Origin of the sequence: Acetobacter sp. DsW_54 (genome assembly GCF_002153575.1) — a bacterium.
In the GTDB taxonomy this organism is placed as follows: Bacteria; Pseudomonadota; Alphaproteobacteria; order Acetobacterales; family Acetobacteraceae; genus Acetobacter; species Acetobacter fabarum.
Genome location: NZ_JOPD01000009.1, coordinates 107598 through 125511, shown reverse-complemented (window position 1 = coordinate 125511; position 17914 = coordinate 107598). Strand labels below are relative to the sequence as shown.

Annotated in this window: 16 protein-coding genes and 1 pseudogene; 6 read left to right on the top strand and 11 right to left on the bottom strand. The window is 59.7% G+C overall.

Features of this window, described 5'->3' with window-relative positions:
- The 4 genes and pseudogenes from HK20_RS13160 to HK20_RS05985 all read right to left on the bottom strand — a co-directional run.
- Window positions 1-224 (bottom strand): annotated as a pseudogene (locus tag HK20_RS13160) (carbohydrate porin); the annotation flags it as partial.
- A gap of 150 nt (window positions 225-374) precedes the next feature.
- The gene (locus HK20_RS05995; RefSeq protein WP_086646170.1) at window positions 375-896 is read right to left on the bottom strand and encodes an iron transporter; all 522 of its coding nucleotides are present in this window, start codon (window positions 894-896) and stop codon (window positions 375-377) included.
- 55 nt (window positions 897-951) lie between these two features.
- Window positions 952-1776: an FTR1 family protein gene (locus HK20_RS05990; protein ID WP_086646169.1), complete on the bottom strand. Its 825-nt coding sequence runs from the start codon at window positions 1774-1776 to the stop codon at window positions 952-954.
- 3 nt (window positions 1777-1779) lie between these two features.
- Window positions 1780-2139: a cupredoxin domain-containing protein gene (locus HK20_RS05985; RefSeq protein WP_233129098.1), complete on the bottom strand. Its 360-nt coding sequence runs from the start codon at window positions 2137-2139 to the stop codon at window positions 1780-1782.
- 74 nt (window positions 2140-2213) lie between these two features.
- Here HK20_RS05985 and HK20_RS05980 point away from each other — a divergent pair, with 74 nt between their 5' ends.
- Window positions 2214-2744 carry a hypothetical protein gene (locus tag HK20_RS05980; protein WP_086646167.1) on the top strand — a complete coding sequence of 177 codons (531 nt, stop codon included), beginning with the start codon at window positions 2214-2216 and terminating at the stop codon, window positions 2742-2744.
- An 83-nt stretch (window positions 2745-2827) separates the two neighbouring features.
- Here the strand turns inward: HK20_RS05980 and thiC are convergent, their stop codons facing one another.
- Complete coding sequence (gene thiC / locus HK20_RS05975) at window positions 2828-4690, bottom strand: phosphomethylpyrimidine synthase ThiC (protein ID WP_086646166.1); 1863 nt, start codon at window positions 4688-4690, stop codon at window positions 2828-2830.
- Window positions 4691-5169: 479 nt separating this feature from the next.
- Here thiC and HK20_RS05970 point away from each other — a divergent pair, with 479 nt between their 5' ends.
- The gene (locus HK20_RS05970; RefSeq protein ID WP_086646165.1) at window positions 5170-6672 is read left to right on the top strand and encodes a sugar porter family MFS transporter; all 1503 of its coding nucleotides are present in this window, start codon (window positions 5170-5172) and stop codon (window positions 6670-6672) included.
- 108 nt (window positions 6673-6780) lie between these two features.
- Here the strand turns inward: HK20_RS05970 and accC are convergent, their stop codons facing one another.
- From accC to aroQ, 3 genes are read right to left on the bottom strand one after another with little or no spacing between them, the layout of a single operon-like run.
- The gene (gene accC, locus HK20_RS05965) at window positions 6781-8124 is read right to left on the bottom strand and encodes an acetyl-CoA carboxylase biotin carboxylase subunit (RefSeq protein ID WP_086646164.1); all 1344 of its coding nucleotides are present in this window, start codon (window positions 8122-8124) and stop codon (window positions 6781-6783) included.
- On the bottom strand, window positions 8124-8585 hold the full coding sequence (locus tag HK20_RS05960) for an acetyl-CoA carboxylase biotin carboxyl carrier protein subunit (RefSeq protein WP_086646163.1): 462 nt from the start codon (window positions 8583-8585) through the stop codon (window positions 8124-8126). The genes accC and HK20_RS05960 overlap by 1 nt, the downstream gene beginning before the upstream one ends.
- Window positions 8582-9037: a type II 3-dehydroquinate dehydratase gene (gene aroQ, locus HK20_RS05955; RefSeq protein WP_086646162.1), complete on the bottom strand. Its 456-nt coding sequence runs from the start codon at window positions 9035-9037 to the stop codon at window positions 8582-8584. Before aroQ ends, HK20_RS05960 begins: the two co-directional genes overlap by 4 nt.
- Before the next feature lie 245 nt (window positions 9038-9282).
- Here aroQ and HK20_RS05950 point away from each other — a divergent pair, with 245 nt between their 5' ends.
- Complete coding sequence (locus HK20_RS05950) at window positions 9283-9885, top strand: septal ring lytic transglycosylase RlpA family protein (protein ID WP_086646161.1); 603 nt, start codon at window positions 9283-9285, stop codon at window positions 9883-9885.
- Between the two features lie 46 nt (window positions 9886-9931).
- Here HK20_RS05950 and HK20_RS05945 read toward each other — a convergent pair whose 3' ends face one another.
- Window positions 9932-10969, bottom strand: a complete 1038-nt coding sequence (locus HK20_RS05945; RefSeq protein WP_086646160.1) for a YihY/virulence factor BrkB family protein — start codon at window positions 10967-10969, stop codon at window positions 9932-9934.
- A gap of 454 nt (window positions 10970-11423) precedes the next feature.
- On the opposite strand from HK20_RS05945, the gene HK20_RS05940 reads away from it, so the two are divergent.
- Window positions 11424-12554 (top strand): type III PLP-dependent enzyme, encoded by a 1131-nt coding sequence (locus HK20_RS05940; protein ID WP_086646159.1) that lies wholly within the window; start codon window positions 11424-11426, stop codon window positions 12552-12554.
- A gap of 212 nt (window positions 12555-12766) precedes the next feature.
- Window positions 12767-13507, top strand: coding sequence for a YfdX family protein (locus HK20_RS05935; RefSeq protein WP_086646158.1), 741 nt, complete (start codon window positions 12767-12769; stop codon window positions 13505-13507).
- An 86-nt stretch (window positions 13508-13593) separates the two neighbouring features.
- Here the strand turns inward: HK20_RS05935 and ccmB are convergent, their stop codons facing one another.
- Window positions 13594-14262, bottom strand: a complete 669-nt coding sequence (gene ccmB / locus HK20_RS05930; RefSeq protein ID WP_048854764.1) for a heme exporter protein CcmB — start codon at window positions 14260-14262, stop codon at window positions 13594-13596.
- The gene (gene ccmA, locus HK20_RS05925) at window positions 14259-14957 is read right to left on the bottom strand and encodes a heme ABC exporter ATP-binding protein CcmA (RefSeq protein ID WP_369823030.1); all 699 of its coding nucleotides are present in this window, start codon (window positions 14955-14957) and stop codon (window positions 14259-14261) included. The genes ccmB and ccmA overlap by 4 nt, the downstream gene beginning before the upstream one ends.
- A gap of 240 nt (window positions 14958-15197) precedes the next feature.
- Between ccmA and acnA the strand changes: the two genes are divergently transcribed.
- Window positions 15198-17891 carry an aconitate hydratase AcnA gene (gene acnA / locus HK20_RS05920; protein WP_086646156.1) on the top strand — a complete coding sequence of 898 codons (2694 nt, stop codon included), beginning with the start codon at window positions 15198-15200 and terminating at the stop codon, window positions 17889-17891.
- Window positions 17892-17914: the final 23 nt, after the last annotated feature.

Below are 17914 nucleotides of genomic sequence, written 5' to 3'. Positions count from 1 at the left end.
ATGCTGTCACGCACCGTGGCAGGGTCAACCTCGGACACCAGAGGGCCGGAATTGCCTAGACGCCGGCGGTCCTGCTCCAGCTGCGTCTCCGCATTCTGCGCAAACGCGGCCGTGCTGGAGAGTAGGGATAAAGCAAGTGATACAAAAACAGTTTTTGAAAATGCTCTGCTTTTGTGCCCGCTACCCGGTGGGGTGCGGCGCGGCGCCAGACAGGAGGTTGACATTGGGTTGCATCCTATATGCGAATAATTATCAAAAACACTAATATGGGAATGGGGGATAAGTTAAATATGTTTTAATTGCAACCCTGCAATACAAAAAAAGGGCAGGGATTTGGCACAATCCCTGCCCTTTTCACCAGAAATCAGAAAAGATTATTTCTGGGGGTAGTTAAACGTAAAGGTTTCGGTAAACGGTGCCCAAAAGCCGGGTGTACCGGTTTCCTTGTCTGTGTGGTGCAGGAAGCCGTTGGTTTCGGGCGAGCTGTAGCGGAACACAACCGTATAGGTGCCCGGGCCATCCATTTTGACATTGTTGGCGTAGTGCGCACCATCTTTTGCAGTCATGGCGTGCAGAATGCCTTCATTTTTCCAGTTGGACCCTTTTTTGGTCAGCGTGTAGTCCACGCCAATGTAGGGGATCCATGCACCATCGGCAAAACCCCAGGGGTTATCAGCAGTTGCATGCACGTCGGTTTCCAGATGGATGGTGTCTGCACCCATGGCCATGTCTTTGGGCATGGGGGCCATTTCCACACCAATCAGGTAGTTGGCGGCAATTTCCATATCATGGGCCTGCACGGGGCCACCAACGGGGTATTCACGCGCCATGGCCGGTGCGGCATAGGCGGCGGAAATGGCGGTCAGAACGGAAAAAGCTTTGATACAACGCTTCATTTCAGGTCTCTATGATCAGAAGTGCCTCAAGGCACAGGGTTGAAAAAGTGGGGTTTTATGGTGAGGGGGAGGGGTGTGGGCGGGTGCGCACAAAGCGTTCTGTTACCAGCAGGCATACAAGGGTCAGACCCCAGACCAGAATCTGGATCCCTGTTGGCCTGTCGGTGTAACCGGCAAGGGCTTTGGCCGTGCGGCCAGCAAGGCTGCCATCGGACAACAGCCAGGATGTATCCCAGATGTCGTAACCCAGTGCCGGAATCAGGTCATCCGATGCGAGCAGGGCCGCGGCCTGAGAGGCCATGCCAGCCGCCAGCAGGGAGACCAGAATATTGGTAACGGCAAAAAGATGCCGCAAGGGAATAATGATCAGCCCGCGATACAGGGCGTAAGACAGGGCAGCACCACCCAGAACGCCCAGCAGGCCACCGCTGAGCAGGGAAAACGCGCCAACATGGGTGGATACGGCAATACCGTACAGGAACAGGACAACTTCCATCCCCTCGCGCAGCACGGCTACGGCGACCACGGTTGCCATGGCTCCAAGGGAACGGCTGCCGGAGGAGACGGCAGCACCCATCTGCTGCATTTGCTGTGCGAGCTCGCGCCCGTGCTTGGCCATCCAGATGACATGCCAGGAGAGCATGAGCACGGCCAGACACAGAATGGCGGCGGAAAAAATGTCCTGCCCGTTGCCTGAAAATGCGGTGGAGAGCGCACCGGCAAAGGCTGCGGCAATGGCGGCGCCGGCCACACCTGCGGCCACACCGCCCGCCACCCACCAGCCGCGCCCGGCAATGCCCCGCGTTGCCGCAAGAACAATGCCAACAACCAGACCGGCTTCTATAACTTCACGGAAAACAATGATCAGACTGCCAAGCATGGTTTACGGCTTTGCTTCTGCTGTGACTGTTCCCTTGGCCTGATCGGGGTGATAGTCATCAAAAAAAGTATATTGTCCGGGGTGCAGGGGGCCTGCATGGACACGAATTTTTGAGCCGGGGACAATGATTTTTTCAAATTTCATGTCATAGCTCTCAAGCTCGTCTGTCGTGCTGTCCTGGTTTTCCAGTTCAATGATAAACCGTTCACCAGCAGGCACGCTCAGATGATCAGGTTCAAAATGATGATCTTTGAGTGTAAGGTGGAAAACGGTTTGCGCCTGAGCCTGTACGGGAGGAAAAAGATACATCCCGGTTAAAAGGGGGAGGGCCGCAAAAAGCCGTTTCATTTTCTGATTCTCCACTTGTCTTGACTGTTTGGGTTAGTGAGAATCATTATTAAAGTCAATGTTTATACCGATCGGTGAATTGTAAGCTCATGTCGAATCATCCTCTGGCTTTTATGCGTCTGCCAACCGACCTGCTTATGGCGCTCGATAGCCGGACGTTCCATTTCTGGTTCCAGCCGGTGCATTATCTGGTCAGAATGCTGCATATTCTGAGCATGGCCGGGTTTTTTGGCATGGAGTTGCTGTTCGCGCTTGCTGTTGTCCAGCAGATGGACAGGGATGCACTGGTCAGGCTTTCGCGCTTTATGCTGCGTCCTTTGCATATTAGCTATGCCATAGCCATGCTCACGGGCTTTGCCCTGTTTTTTTACGATCCGGTGCATATTGGCGCACGCGCCTATATTACGCCCAAGCTTTTGGCGCTGGTTGTGTCGGGGCTGCTGGAGTGGTACGGCCATAAGGCCCTGTACTGGCCGATCATGAAGGGGCGGGACGAAAAAGTTTCCTTGTGGTGCAAGGTGTTTTGCTTTTCTGCCTGTCTGGTCTGGGTGGTGGTGATCGTGTTCTCGTGCCTCAATACAGAGAGCGCACCCAAGGTATTCCTGCGGCATTATTTTTAACGGACGCGGTTAAAAAATATGGAGAACAGGCAAGCCTATTCTCCATATTTATAAATATTCAGGCAGTTATACGCCGGTATTCATTATTCGGCGGCAACATACACCTTGCCGCCCGCCTGCCGGAATTCCTCATTCTTCTGTTCAATGCCCGCAAGGCGCGCGGCGTCTTCCTTCAGGTCCTGGCTGATCCGCATGGAGCAGAACTTGGGGCCGCACATGGAGCAGAAATGCGCCGTCTTGTGCGCATCGCGCGGCATGGTTTCGTCATGGTACGCGCAGGCCGTATCGGGGTCGAGCGAGAGGTTGAACTGGTCCTCCCAACGGAAGGAAAAGCGCGCACGGCTCAGGGCATCATCCCGCAGCTTGGCTCCCGGGTGCCCTTTGGCCAGATCAGCCGCATGGGCGGCAATGCGGTAGGTGATTACCCCGGTTTTAACATCATTCCGGTCGGGCAGGCCCAGATGCTCCTTGGGGGTGACGTAACAGAGCATGGATGTGCCAAACCAGCCGATCATGGCAGCCCCAATGGCCGAGGTAATGTGGTCGTAACCGGGGGCAATGTCCGTTGTTAACGGGCCAAGCGTGTAGAACGGGGCCTCGTCACATTCGCGCAGCTGCTTGTCCATGTTCTCCTTGATCTTGTGCATGGGCACATGGCCCGGCCCTTCGATCATGACCTGACAGCCCTTGGCCCACGCAATCTTGGTCAGTTCGCCCAGTGTTTCCAGCTCGGCAAACTGTGCGGCGTCGTTGGCATCGGCAATGCTGCCCGGACGCAGGCCATCACCGAGCGAGAAGGACACGTCATACGCACGCATGATGTCGCAGATGTCTTCAAAATGTTCGTACAGAAAGCTCTCGCGGTGGCCGTTCAGGCACCAGCTCGCCATGATGGAGCCGCCGCGTGAGACAATGCCCGTTACGCGGTTGGCGGTTAGCGGCACATGTTGCAGGCGCACACCGGCATGAATGGTAAAGTAGTCCACGCCCTGTTCGGCCTGCTCGATCAGCGTATCGCGGAAGACCTCCCAGTTCAGTTTGCTGACATCCCCGCCCACTTTTTCCAGCGCCTGATATAGCGGCACCGTGCCAATGGGGGTGGGGGCGTTACGCAGGATCCAGTCGCGGATGTTGTGAATATTGCGGCCCGTGGACAGGTCCATGACCGTATCGGCACCCCAGCGGATGGACCAGACCAGTTTTTCCACTTCATCTGCCGCGGAGGAGGTAATGGCCGAATTGCCGATATTGGCGTTGACCTTGACCAGAAAGTTGCGCCCGATCACGACCGGCTCAAGCTCGGGGTGGTTGATGTTGGCCGGAATAATGGCGCGGCCACGTGCAATTTCTTCCCGCACGAATTCAGGGGTCACAAACTCGGGCAGGGCAGCGTTAAAGGAGTTGCCGTCCTTGAGCTGTGCGGCCGCTTCGTCCAGCGCCTTCTGGCGGCCCAGATTTTCGCGGTGTGCCACATAGATCATTTCCTCGGTAATGATCCCGGCTTTGGCGAATTCATACTGGGTAACGGGTTTGCCTTCAGCACCCTTGAGCACTGTGTGCGGGGCCGGGCAGGGCTGGACCAGATAGCTGCCCTCGGCCCCGCCGTTGTCTTCTGGGCGGATGCTGCGCGGGGTTGTGGCGGTCAGGCTGCGTTTGGCAAGCCATGCGCTGCGCAGCTTGGGCAGGCCCGTGCGCACATCAATTTTGGCGGTGTGGTCCGTGTAGGGGCCGGACGTATCGTACACCCGCAGGGGCGGCTCGTTGGCAGCCGGGTCGAGTGCGATTTCACGGAACGGCACGCGGATGTCGGGGTGCCCGTCGGGGCTGGAATACACCTTGCGTGACCCGCGGATAGGGCCAGTGGTGACCTGCCCGGGGGCTGGAGCAGCCGTGTTGGCCGGTTTGGGGTTGCCGCCCTGTGTGGGCTGTGTGGTGGTGGCAGACATGCTTCAAAGTCTCCTCAGGCGCGAGGAGGACAGGCCCGTCAATAAGGAGCGCGACCACTGCTGGCAACGCCACGCACAGGTTGGCGGGGCGTTTGTTCCTTAACAGGCACCAGTCCCTCCGCCGGTATGAGCCGGATCAGGTTCCCCGCCAGAACCCTATGTTGCTGGCGGCAGGGTCGCCACGGTGCCCTGCGATGGACGCAGTGCAAAAAGTGGCCTCTCAGTTCCTTGGCCCGGAACCCCCCTTGGTTATGTGCAAGCAGATAGCCAGAGGTGTGCCTGTGTCAAGCATTTACACCAATATGTGACCCAATGCGGGGGACAAACACGGGGAATGCATAAAAGGAATGGGGGCTGGGGCGGCTGTAAAGCGCTGCTTTTGCCACGCGTTTGGCAGATGGCATGCAACATCCCAATTACTATAATAAATAGAAATTAGTAAGATATGCAAGTTTTTTCGAGTATGTCATGATTGTGTCATGCAGACAGAAAGAAATAAAACGCTTGATGCGGTAAAAAATCTCGAAATATCCCCACGTGCTCATTACGTCTTGTGGATAGCGGCATTTGTGTCTGCCATATGCGGCGGTCTTTACGGATACGACACGGGAATTATTTCCGGTGCACTTCTCCTTATTACCAAGGACTTCCACTTAACCTCCGTACAGGAAGAAATGGTAACTTCGGCCATTCTGGTCGGGGCGGTCATTGGGGCTGTCGGGGTTTCCTGGTTTTCCGAGCGGTACGGACGCCGGATTTCGGTCATGCTGGTTACGGCGGTGTTCGTGCTGGGGGCCATTGCCTGTTCCTATGCCTCTAGCGTGACCATGCTGGTGATCGACCGCGTGTTCCTTGGCTTTGCGGTCGGTGGGTCCACGCAGGTGGTGCCGACCTATATTTCGGAACTCGCCCCCGCGGCCAAGCGTGGTAATCTGGTAACCCTGTTCAACGTGGCCATCGGCATTGGCATTTTCATGGCCAACCTTGTGGGCTTTACCATGCGGGACGCATGGGGCTGGCGGCCGATGATCGCCATTGCCGCCATTCCTGCGGCTGTGGTGTTCGTGAGCATGTTCTTCCTGCCCAAAAGCCCCCGCTGGGTGGCCGAGAACGAGGGCATGGTTTCTGCTGTCAAGCAGCTTGGGCGTGTGCGTACATCGCGCAAGGTTATCCAGCGTGAGATCAGCGAAATCCGCAAGAACGTGCTGGGCATGGATGAGGATGAACGGGGCTGGAAAGGCCTGCGCCTGCCTTGGGTGCGTCCGGCACTGGTGGCGGCACTGGGTATTGCGTTCTTTACGCAGGCCGGTGGGCTGGAGATGATGATCTACTATACCCCTACCTTCCTTTCGGATGCCGGGTTTAATAGCTCATCAGCTCTGCTGACCAGCCTTGGCGTTGCCATGGTCTATCTGGTCATGACCCTGCTGGGCTGCCTGTTTGTGGACCGTATTGGCCGCCGCCGTCTGGTGCTGATCATGGGGCCGGGGTCCGTGCTCAGCCTTATCGGGCTTGGCATCATGTTTGCCCTGCACCCCGATAAGGGCAGTGTCGGGAGCTGGATGATCGTTGTATTCCTGCTGCTGTTCATGGTGTTCAACTCTGGCGGTATTCAGGTCGTGGGCTGGCTGCTTGGGGCGGAACTGTTCCCCCTGCCCATGCGCGCGGTTGCCACCAGCCTGCACGCCGCCGTGCTGTGGGGGGCCGATCTGCTGGTGACGGCAACAGCGCTCTCGCTGGTCCAGCTGGTTTCCCTTGGTGGAACCATGTGGATTTACGCCGCGGTTAATCTGGCATCGGTTGTTTTTGTTTACTTCTGCGTGCCCGAAACCAGTGGGGCCACGCTGGAGGATATTGAGATGGCCCTGCGTGATGGTGAGTTTGTGCCACGGGCCGAGAACAACTACGCCATCCCCCAGTATGAGGTGGAGGAGGAGGACGCTGCTCCCGCCCCCATCCAGCAGGCCAGCAGTCCGGCCTGAAAAGTGCTTTAACCTTGCCCCCGGCATAAGCCGGTGGGGGCCTAACAAAAAAGGCCGGTCCATACTCTGGACCGGCCTTTTTGCATAAGCTGTTCAGGTTGTGGCGGCTTAGTGCGTGCGCGCCATAAACTGTTCCAGCCAGTGAATGGTGTAATCCCCGCTCTGGAAACCGGGGTCTTCCAGAATAGCGCGGTGGAGCGGAATAACGGTTTTAATCCCTTCCACCACAAACTCGTCCAGTGCGCGCTGCATGCGGGCAATGGCCTGCGCACGCGTGGGGGCATGGACGATCAGCTTGGCAATCATGCTGTCATAGTACGGGGGCACGCGGTAGCCGGTATAGAGCGCGCTATCCACCCGCACACCCAGACCACCGGGGGGGTGGTACACAGCCACAGTGCCGGGGCAGGGGGCAAAGGTGGTCGGGTCTTCGGCGTTAATGCGGCATTCAATGGCATGGCCGGAGAATGTGACATCTGCCTGCGTGTAACCAAGCTTTTCGCCTGCTGCCAGACGGATCTGCTCGCGCACCAGGTCCACATCGCACACCATTTCGGTAATGGGGTGTTCGACCTGGAGGCGGGTGTTCATTTCAATAAAGCAGAACTGCCCATCCTGATACAGGAACTCCAATGTGCCCGCGTTACGGTAGCCCATGCGCGAGAGCGCTTCGGTTGCCGTGCGGCCAATGGCATCACGCTGTTCGGCGGAAATGGCGGGGGAGCCTGCCTCTTCCAGCACCTTCTGGTGGCGGCGCTGGAGCGAGCAGTCACGCTCACCAAAATGGACCACGTTGCCATAGTTGTCGCCCAGAATCTGGAGCTCGATATGGCGCGGGCGGTCCATGTATTTTTCCATGTACACCGCGTCATTCCCGAAAGCCGCGCGAGCTTCGGTGCGGGCCATGCTCCATGCATCGGACAGTTCATCGGCGGAGTGGGCAACCTTCATGCCGCGTCCACCACCACCGGCGGCAGCCTTGATCAGCACGGGGTAGCCAACGCGGCTGGCCACTTCGTGCGCTTCTTCAAGGTTGGCCAGTTCCCCGTCCGAGCCGGGGACCAGTGGCACGCCAAGAGCGAGCATGGTGGTTTTGGCGGTAATCTTGTCACCCATCATGCGGATATGTTCCGCCGTGGGACCAATAAAGACCAGACCGTGGGCTTCCACCGTTTCGGCAAAATCCGCGTTTTCGGACAGGAAGCCGTAGCCGGGGTGAATGGCTTCCGCCCCGGTTATGGTCGCAGCGGACAGGATGGCCGCCACATTCAGGTACGAATCGCGCGAGGAGGCGGGGCCAATGCACACAGCCTCATCCGCCAGACGCACATGCATGGCATCGGCATCAGCGGTGGAGTGGACCGCCACGGTTTTGATCCCGAGTTCCCGGCAGGCGCGCAGGATACGCAGGGCGATCTCGCCACGGTTGGCGATAAGGATCTTGGAGAACATTACTCGATAATGGCGAGTGGCTGGCCAAATTCGACCGGGTCGCCCGAAGCGACCAGAATGGCCTTGAGCGTGCCACCCTTGGGAGCCTTGATCTGGTTGAAGGTCTTCATTGCTTCAATCAGCATCAGGGTCTGCCCTGCGGTCACGATCTGCCCTTCGCTTGCAAACGGGGGGGAGGAGGGGTCGGGCGTCAGGTAAGCCACGCCCACCATGGGGCTGGGCACCGCACCGGGATGGCGGGAAAGGTCAGCCGGGGCGGCACTTTCCACCACTGCGGGGGCTGCGGCCACGGGGGCTACAGGGGCCACCGGCGCGGGGGCTGCTGCCTGCACGGTTGCGGGGGCACGGGCCACGCGAATGCGGCGGTCTTTTTCAGACACCTCAATTTCGGTCAGTCCGGTTTCAGTCAGAATTTCGGCCAGAGCCCGAATGGCATCCGCGTCCACGAGCAGTCCGCTCATTGGTCATCCTCATCCAGAATAAGATCAGTCATTGCCTGCAAGGCCAGAGAATACCCGCCAACACCCAGCCCGCAGATAACGCCGCTGGCGGCGCGCGAAACGTAGGAGTGGTGGCGGAATGGCTCGCGGCGGTGAATGTTGGAGATATGGACCTCAATTACCGGCAGGTCCGTAGCCAGCAGTGCATCCAGCAGGGCGATGGAAGTATGGGTATAACCTGCGGGATTGATAATAATGCCTTTGGCCCGCCTGCGGCACTCCTGCACCCAGGAGATCAGCTCGCCTTCAATGTTGGTCTGGCGGAAGTCTATGGCCAGTCCCAGCTTTTCGGCGGTCTGTAGGCACAGCTGTTCCACGTCGTCCAGCGTTGCCCGCCCGTATACTTCGGGCTGGCGCTGGCCAAGCATGTTCAGGTTGGGGCCGTTCAGCACAGCAATGAGAGGTCTTTCCATGACAGACGGGGCCGTAGCACGATGCGCCCGCGTATCCAAGAGAAAGCGGCACGAAAAGTGGTCCCATACCCCCCGACCCTACATTTTGCCTTGGCTGCAGGGGGGGCAGGGTGCGTCATATTTTTGCCACGCGGGCGGGCAATACAGGGTGGGCTACCCGTAGTGGTGGTTGAAAAAGGTTGCCTTTGGGCTGCTAAAGCGCCCATTAGGGAATGGTCTATCACGGAAACGGAGTTAACAGGCGGATGTCAGCCCTGCGCCGGGCACTTCTTGGAAGTGTGTTTGTCACAACCTCTTTGTTCGCGCTCCCCGCAGCCCACGCGGCCACGGCGGAAGCACCAAGCGGCACTGCATGGGCCGAGTCCGTGCATAAGGCTCTTGCCGCGCGCGACGCGCAGGACGTGACCGATACTGACTCTGCCTCGGGCCACAAGGTTTCCCAAAAAGGGATGGCAAGCTGGTATGGCGCACGCCAGCACCTGCGGCGCACGTCCTCTGGCACAAGGTTTGACAAGAACCGCCTGACCGCCGCCCACCCCACTGCCCCCCTTGGCAGCAAACTGCTTGTGACATCGGAAGAGACCGGCCGCTCTGTTGTGGTCACGGTCAATGACCGCGGGCCTTACAGCCACGGGCGGATTATTGATCTTTCGCAGGCCGCTGCCGCGCAGATTGGCATGCTGAACTCTGGCGTGGCGCATGTGAGTGTGCAGGCTGCAACGCCTGAAGAAGTGGCCGCCGCCCCCGAAGTGGGCACAGTCCCAGCCCTGAGCGCACCACCCAAGCCGCAGTCTGGCAAGCGTGGGCGTCCGCTGCACCTCCAGCGCAAGCGCTTTGGTCACCCGTAAATAACAAGCACTTTATTGCCCCGCTCGGGCCGGGCGCGCAGCTTGTTTACAGGTCTGCGCGTGGTGCCTGCGGGCAGTCCGTGGGGGTTGCGGGTTTGCTGGCCAGCATGGAATCGGTTTCAGGCGGGTGAATAAGCCCTAGGGCATAGCCTTCCATCTGGGCGTTCAGTTCCGCCCCCATCAGCACCACCCATGCGGTGACAAAAAACCACATCATGATGGCAATAAACGCGCCCAGTGGCCCGTAGGTCGCGTTGTAGCTGGCCAGATGCGCCACGTAGTATGAGAACCCGAGCGAAGCCATGATCCACGTAATGGTGGAGGCCAGCGCACCGGGCAGCACCCAGCGCCATTGCGTATGCCGCTTGCGGTCCGGGCCAAAGCGGTACAGGGCCGACAGGGCCAGTGTTTCAAACGTAAACATGACCACCGGCCCGCTCCACCGTGCCAGAAACTCAATGGAACCGGGCGGGGTGGGAATATGCAGGATGGCGGGCAGCGTTAAAAACAGCGGCATGGCCACCAGCAGGGCCAGTGTGAGCACAGCCCCCAGAATGCCAGACAGGGTCATGGCAAAGGCGGTGGCCTGAAAAACCAGAAAATTCCGGTTCTCACGCGTGTTGTAGGCAATGTTTAAGGCCGACAGAATGGAGCGCGTGGCAGCCGAGGCAGACCACAACGCAACCGAGAGCGAGATGATCAGGTTTACGGTCAGGGAGGACGGGGGCTCGGCCACCAGTGTCTGCACCCGGTCATAGAGCAGGTTGAAGGCGCTGGGGGGCAGCAGGTTGCGCAGAATATCCATCTGCGGGGCCACGGTCTGCACGTCAAACACCAGCCCGTAAATGGAGATCATGGCGCTAATGGCCGGGAACAATGAGAGGGTGGTATAGAATGCACACCCCGCAGCCACCAGTGTGGTCGGCCCGAACACAAGGTTCTTGAACGTGTTGGAGACAATGGTCCGCCAGTCCTTGCGGCACATGGCCCACGGGCTGGCAAAACGCAGCTTGGCGACCTGCACGGGAGCACTCCCGGTACGGTGGGGGAGCGGGGAACGGTCCGACTGCCAGAGAGCCTGCATGAATCCAGAAAAATCCTTGATCTGTGGTCCGGCCCGATTGCGGTATCGGGCGCTCCACGTGCGCACCATGGATTCGGCCAGCGGGGGGCCGGTTGTGGAGCCTGGTAAGGTTTACTTCACAATGGGGCGCACAAAGACTTTGCATGAAAAAAGCAGCGGAAAAGCGTGAAGCAACCGTAATGTTTCCAAGTCTTATCGGGGGTTGGGGGAAGATGCCAAGTTTTTTTGTTTTATCTGGATTTTTTACTTGCGCTTGTGTCGGTTTGGCCGCATATGCACGCCCCTACGCAGCAACGCACGTGCCACTGGCCCTCTGAGGTTACGCAACGACGTCAAGCGTTCTGGCTAATCGGGACCTCTTTGCAGGTCTGCCTTTCGCTGGTCCGTTAGACCGTTTCGCAACGTCCTTCCCCGCTGTACAGGCGGGGGAGCCTGATACTGGGGGAGTGGGGACATGAATCCCAAAATCACCCGTTTTCTTGCCGAGCAAAAACCGGCAACGCCCTGCCTTGTCGTCGATGTTGACCAGGTGGAAGCCCGTTATCGCGCGCTGGGCAAAGCCCTGCCGCTCGCGCGCATTTACTATGCCGTCAAGGCCAACCCGGCCATGCCTATCCTGACCCGTCTGGTCGGGCTTGGCTCCTGCTTTGATGCCGCATCCTGGGAGGAAGTCTCCCTCTGCCTGGAGGCAGGGGCGGACCCCGAAGCCATTTCCTTTGGCAACACGGTTAAAAAAGTGTCGGCCATTCAGGCCGCCTACAAGGCTGGCGTGCGCATGTTCGTGTTCGACTGCCGCGAAGAGCTGGAAAAAATTGCCCAGCACGCACCGGGCAGCCGCGTGTACTGCCGCCTGCTGGTGGATAATTACGATGCGGAATGGCCGCTCTCACGCAAGTTTGGCACCACGGTCGAATCCGCCCGGGACCTGATGCTTGAAGCCCGCAAGCTGGGGCTGGACCCGTATGGTCTGTCCTTCCATGTCGGGTCGCAGCAGCTTTCGGCCGAGGCTTACGAAGCCGCCATTGCCCGCGTGGCCAGCCTGTTTACGGACCTGAGCGATGCCGGGCTGGACCTGCGCATGATCAACCTCGGCGGGGGCTTCCCCATCCGTTATCGTGAGGATGTGCCCGAGATCGATCATTTTGCCGGGGCGATCTGCCGCGCCATGACCGAGCATTTTGGCAATGCGCTGCCTGAAATGCTGGTTGAGCCGGGCCGCTTTATTGTGGGCGAAGCAGGCGTTGTGCATACCGAGGTGGTGCTGGTGAGCGCACGCGGTCGGCAGGACGGGCCACGCTGGGTGTACCTGGACATCGGGCGCTTTGGTGGTCTGGCGGAAACGGAAGGCGAATCCATTCGCTACGCTATTCGCACCGCGCGCGATGGTTCCCCCACGGGGCCGGTGGCGCTGGCAGGGCCAACCTGCGACGGGGCGGATATTCTGTACGAAAAAAGCCACTACGACCTGCCGCTGGACCTGTGCTCGGGCGAACTGATCGACCTGCTGGGGACGGGGGCTTATGTTTCCACCTATTGCTCCACCCGCTTTAATGGCTTTGCTCCCCTGAGCGAATACTACATCTGAGCATACGCCTTACGGGGTGTTTGCAAACGGTTTTCCCCTTCCTCCGCCGGGCTGTGCTGGCCCGGTGGGGGAGGGGTTTTTCTTTTATGCCGACCCCCTGCCGTAAAGACAGCCCTGTATTGTGCGTGCAGCCCTTTGCAGACGCCCCGATGCGCTTAAACATTGCCCCAGATACAGGCCCATGATCAGGGGTCTGGATAAAGGGAGTTATCATGACACGAATGGGTATGCTGCTGGGTACGGTTCTGGTGGCAACGGCTGTTGCAACACCTTTGTATGCACAGCAGGCACAGTCTGGTGCCGCCGCGTCCGGCACGGTTGCACAGTCCGCAGCTACGCAGGATTTCAGCCGTCTTTCCGATGATGGCAGCATGGCGTTCGAATATCTGACCCTCGCACGGAACGCCATTTTTGATGGTGATCTGGCCGGGGCCAAGGCCCTTATTGCCAACGCCCAGCAGGCACTGGCCACGGCCCGCTCGGATAACACCGCCTTCCAGAAAGCCGCTGCCGAACTGATGCCGAGCAAAACCGGCCAGTCCCGTCCCCGCCCCAATGCGCCCACAACGCAGCAGGTGGCATGGCTGCCAATTGATGGCGAGCTGGTACTGAACGCCAATGCCGAGGAAACATCGGAAAAAACCGCTGTTGTGGCGGCTGCCAACCGGCACCTCAAATCCGGTAATCCGGCCCGTGCGGCTGAAGTGCTGCGCGTGACCAGCGTGGATGCGGATTACGTTATTGCCGCCGTGCCGCTGGACCAGGTGACGCAGGACGTAGCCCGCGCAGCCAAGCTGATTGGCAAAGACCCCTACAAGGCCAGCGAAGCCCTGCGTGATGCGCAGGAAGCCGTGCGTTATGCCTCGGTGGATATTCAGGCCGTGTCCAACCCGGCTACCAATGCCAAGGCCGCTCCGGCCCCGGCAGCCCCGGCGGCTGCTCCGGCAAAATAAGCATACAGGCCGGTCCGCTTTGGCGGACGGGTTCAAAAAAAGGGGGGCGGCCACACAATGGCCGCCCCCCTTTTTTGTGGTGTGGCTTACTCCGCTGCTGCGCGTAATCCCGCCCCTGCGGCAAGGGGGCAGAGCGGGAGCGTGCCTGCAACAAATGCCCCCAGCAGTTCAAGGTCTGGCTGCCAGGGCAGGCCGTTGGAGGCCGCATCTATGGCGGCCGCGCCAAAAATAAGGGCGGGTGTGGCCAGCGGCAGGGTCAGCAGGGGGAGCAGCACGCCACCCCGCCGCGCGCCCAGCACAATGGATGCGCCCATTCCCCCGATAAGCGAGAGCACGACAGACCCCAAAAACAGCCCCCCCAGCAGCACCGGCAGGGCGGAGGAGGGCAGCCCCAGCATGACCGCAAGCGGAACCGCAGCCAGCAGCAGCGGCACGCCGGTTGTCAGCCAGTGGGCGGTTATTTTAGCCAGTGCCACCAGTGCGGGCGGCAGGCCAAGCAGGAGCAACTGGTCCAGAGAGCCATCTTCCAGCTCCGCGCCAAACAGGCGGTCCAGCGGCAAAAGGGCGGCCAGCAGGGCACAGACCCAGATAATGCCCGGTGCCATATGGCGCAAAAGCTCGGGCGAGGGACCAAGAGCCAGCGGGAACAGTGTTGCCGTTACTACAAAAAACAGCACGGCCCCCAGCGTGTCCGCCCCGTGGCGCAGGGCCAGCCGCAGGTCCCGCATGACAATGCCCCAGAACAGCCGGTTCATGCGTAGTCTCCCTCAAACGCGCCAAAGGGGCGGGGGTCGGCGGCACCGGGCAGGTCCAGTGCGCAGGTGTTGTCCAGCGGCAGGGGAACATGGGTTGTCGCGATCAGGATTCCGCCTCGCGCACGGTGGGTGGCCATGGCACGGCCCAGCAGGGTTATGGCGGCCGAATCCAGCCCCAGACTCGGCTCGTCCAGCAGCCAGAGCGGTGCCTGTGCGAGCAGAACGCGGGCAAGGGCGGTGCGGCGCTTCTGCCCGGCAGAAAGCAGGCGGGCGGGCAGGTCGGCCAGCGCGCACAGGTCCATGGCCTCCAGTGCATCGGCCATGCTGGCGCCGGGGCGGGTGAACAGGTGCAGGTTTTCGCTCACGCTCAGGCCGGGTTTTAGTGCGTCCTGGTGGCCAATATAGGCCACGCGCTCCGCATGGGCGGCGCGGTCATCAAAAATGGACTGGCCATTCCATGTCAGTTGCCCCGAATCCGGTTTGCGTAGCCCGGCCAGCACACGCAGCAGGGTGGATTTGCCCGCGCCGTTGGGGCCGGTCAGCAGCATGGCGTCCCCCGCATGCAGGGTCAGGCTTACGCCGTCGAGCACCAGACGGTCCCCGCGGAACACGCAAAGGGAGTCCGCCTCCAGCACCGTACCGGTGGGGGCAGGGGGGCCAGATGGGGCGCTGGCACGGGGTTCAGACTGGCTCACGGAGATGGGACTTCTCCTTTTTGTTACCGTAATCACACAAAAAGCGGGATTGCTCGCGCGGTCGTGGTCACTCCCCCGCTTGTGCCTTTTATTAGTGCCGGTATGTTCTAGCCCCAACGGGATATCAAGCCGGTTGTCCGAAGAGCGGACACGCACGCAACGCCGTGCGGAACAATACGGAACACAACGGTGTCCTGAACGCATCACCAGCCATCGGCTGTGATCGGGGAGAAAGCGACGATGAAATCGGTTGGCCACGACTCACTCAAAACAGGCCGCACCCTTGAGGTTGACGGCAAGACCTACCACTATTTTTCCATTCCCGAAGCGGCAAAAACCATTGGCGACGTAAGCCGCCTGCCGGTTTCGCTCAAGGTTCTGCTGGAGAACATCCTTCGGTTTGAAGATGCGCGCTCCTACAGCGTGGAAGACGCAAAATCCATTGCTGGCTGGTTGCCCAAAGGCAGCAGCACCAAGGAAGTGCCCTTCAAGCCCTCCCGCATTCTCATGCAGGACTTCACGGGTGTTCCCGGCGTTGTGGACCTTGCAGCCATGCGCGACGGTATTGTTAACCTCAAGGGCGACCCGCAGAAGGTCAACCCGCTGGTGCCGGTCAACCTTGTGATCGACCACTCCGTGATGGTGGACTTTGCCGGGACCGATGAAGCCCTGCAGGAAAACATCACCCTTGAGTTCGAGCGCAACGCGGAACGCTACGCCTTCCTGCGCTGGGGCCAGGAAGCGTTTGAGAACTTCTCCGTGGTGCCGCCTGATACGGGTATCTGTCATCAGGTGAACCTTGAATACATCGCGCAGGTGGCATGGACCGCCAACGTGGGTGGCAAGGACTACGTGTACCCCGATTCGCTTTACGGCACGGACAGCCACACGACCATGATCAACGGTCTGGGCGTTCTGGGCTGGGGTGTTGGCGGGATCGAGGCCGAAGCTGCCATGCTGGGCCAGCCCATTGCCATGCTTATCCCCGATGTGATCGGCTTTAAGCTGATTGGCAAGCTGCCCGAAGGGGCTACGGCTACCGATCTGGTGCTGACCGTAACCCAGATGCTCCGTAAAAAGGGCGTTGTTGGCAAGTTTGTGGAATTCTTTGGCCCGGCTCTGGACCACCTGCCCGTTGCCGACCGTGCCACCATTGCCAACATGGCCCCCGAATACGGCGCAACCTGCGGCTTCTTCCCCGTGGACGAACTGACGCTGGACTTCCTGCGCCAGACCGGCCGCGACGAACACCGCATTAAACTGGTCAAGGAATACCTGCAGGCGCAGGATATGTTCCGCACCGAAAAAACGCCCGAACCCGTGTTTACGGATGTGCTGGAACTGGACCTGAGCACGGTTGTGCCGTCTCTGGCTGGCCCCAAGCGTCCGCAGGACCGTGTGGAACTGAAGAGCGCCACCACCGCGTTTGAAAAAGAACTGACCTCCTCCCTTGGTGTTCCCGCAGCCGAAGCCAACAAGAAGGTTCCGGTCGCTGGCACCAATTACGAGCTGGGCAGTGGCGATGTGGTCATTGCGGCCATTACCTCGTGCACCAACACCTCCAACCCGGCGGTGCTGATTGCTGCTGGTCTGGTGGCCCGCAAGGCACGCGCTCTGGGCCTGACCCCCAAGCCGTGGGTCAAGACCTCGCTCGCACCCGGCTCGCAGGTTGTGACCGACTACCTCAACCGCTCCAACCTGACCGCAGACCTTGACGCCATGGGCTTCAACACGGTTGGTTACGGCTGCACCACCTGCATCGGCAACTCCGGCCCGCTGCCCGGCAACATTGTGGACGCGATTGAAAACAACAACCTGGTTGCTGTTTCCGTCCTGTCCGGCAACCGTAACTTTGAGGGGCGTATTTCCCCCAACGTGCGCGCCAACTACCTTGCCAGCCCGCCGCTGGTGGTCGCCTACTCGCTTCTGGGCACCATGCGGCAGGACATTACCACAGCCCAGCTTGGTACTTCCAAGGATGGCAAGCCGGTGTACCTGAAGGACATCTGGCCTTCCAACAAGGAAATTGCCGACCTGATTGCCTCGTCCATCACGCGCGAAGAGTTCATCAAACGCTACGCCAACGTGGGCAAGGGCACCAAGGAATGGCAGGGCCTCAAGGTTGCCACCGGGTCCGAAACCTACAAGTGGGACCCCAAGTCCACCTACGTGCAGGACCCCCCGTACTTCAAGAACATGGCGGTTGAGCCCACGGCTCCGGGCAACATCAGCGGTGCGCGTATTCTCGCCCTGCTGGGTGACAACATCACCACCGACCATATCTCCCCCGCTGGTTCCATCAAAAAGGACAGCCCTGCTGGCCGCTACCTGATCGAACACGGTGTGGAACCCAAGGACTTCAACTCCTACGGGTCCCGTCGCGGGAATGACCGGGTGATGGTGCGCGGCACGTTCGCCAACATCCGTATCAAGAACGAAATGGTGCCGGGCACCGAAGGGGGCTATTCCAAGCACTACCCCGACGGCAAGGAAGGCGCGATTTACGACGTGGCCATGGAATACAAGGAAGCGGGCGTGCCGCTGGTTGTGTTCGGTGGCAAGGAATACGGCATGGGCTCCTCGCGCGACTGGGCTGCCAAAGGCACCCTGCTGCTGGGCGTCAAGGCCGTGATCGCGGAAAGCTTTGAACGTATCCACCGTTCCAACCTTGTGGGCATGGGCGTTCTGCCTCTGCTGTTCAAGGAAGGCACAACCCGCCAGACCCTGGGTCTGAAGGGGGATGAAGTGATCAGCATTTCCGGAATTGACAAACTCACGCCCCGTATGGACGTGATTATGACAATTACAAGAAATGACGGTTCCAAGCAGGAAGTACCGCTGCTTTGCCGGGTCGATACTCTGGACGAGGTAGAGTATTATAGGCATGGTGGCATCCTTCAGTACGTCTTGCGAGGGATGACGAAAGCTGCCTGAGAACCCATCCGTTCAAGGTGAAC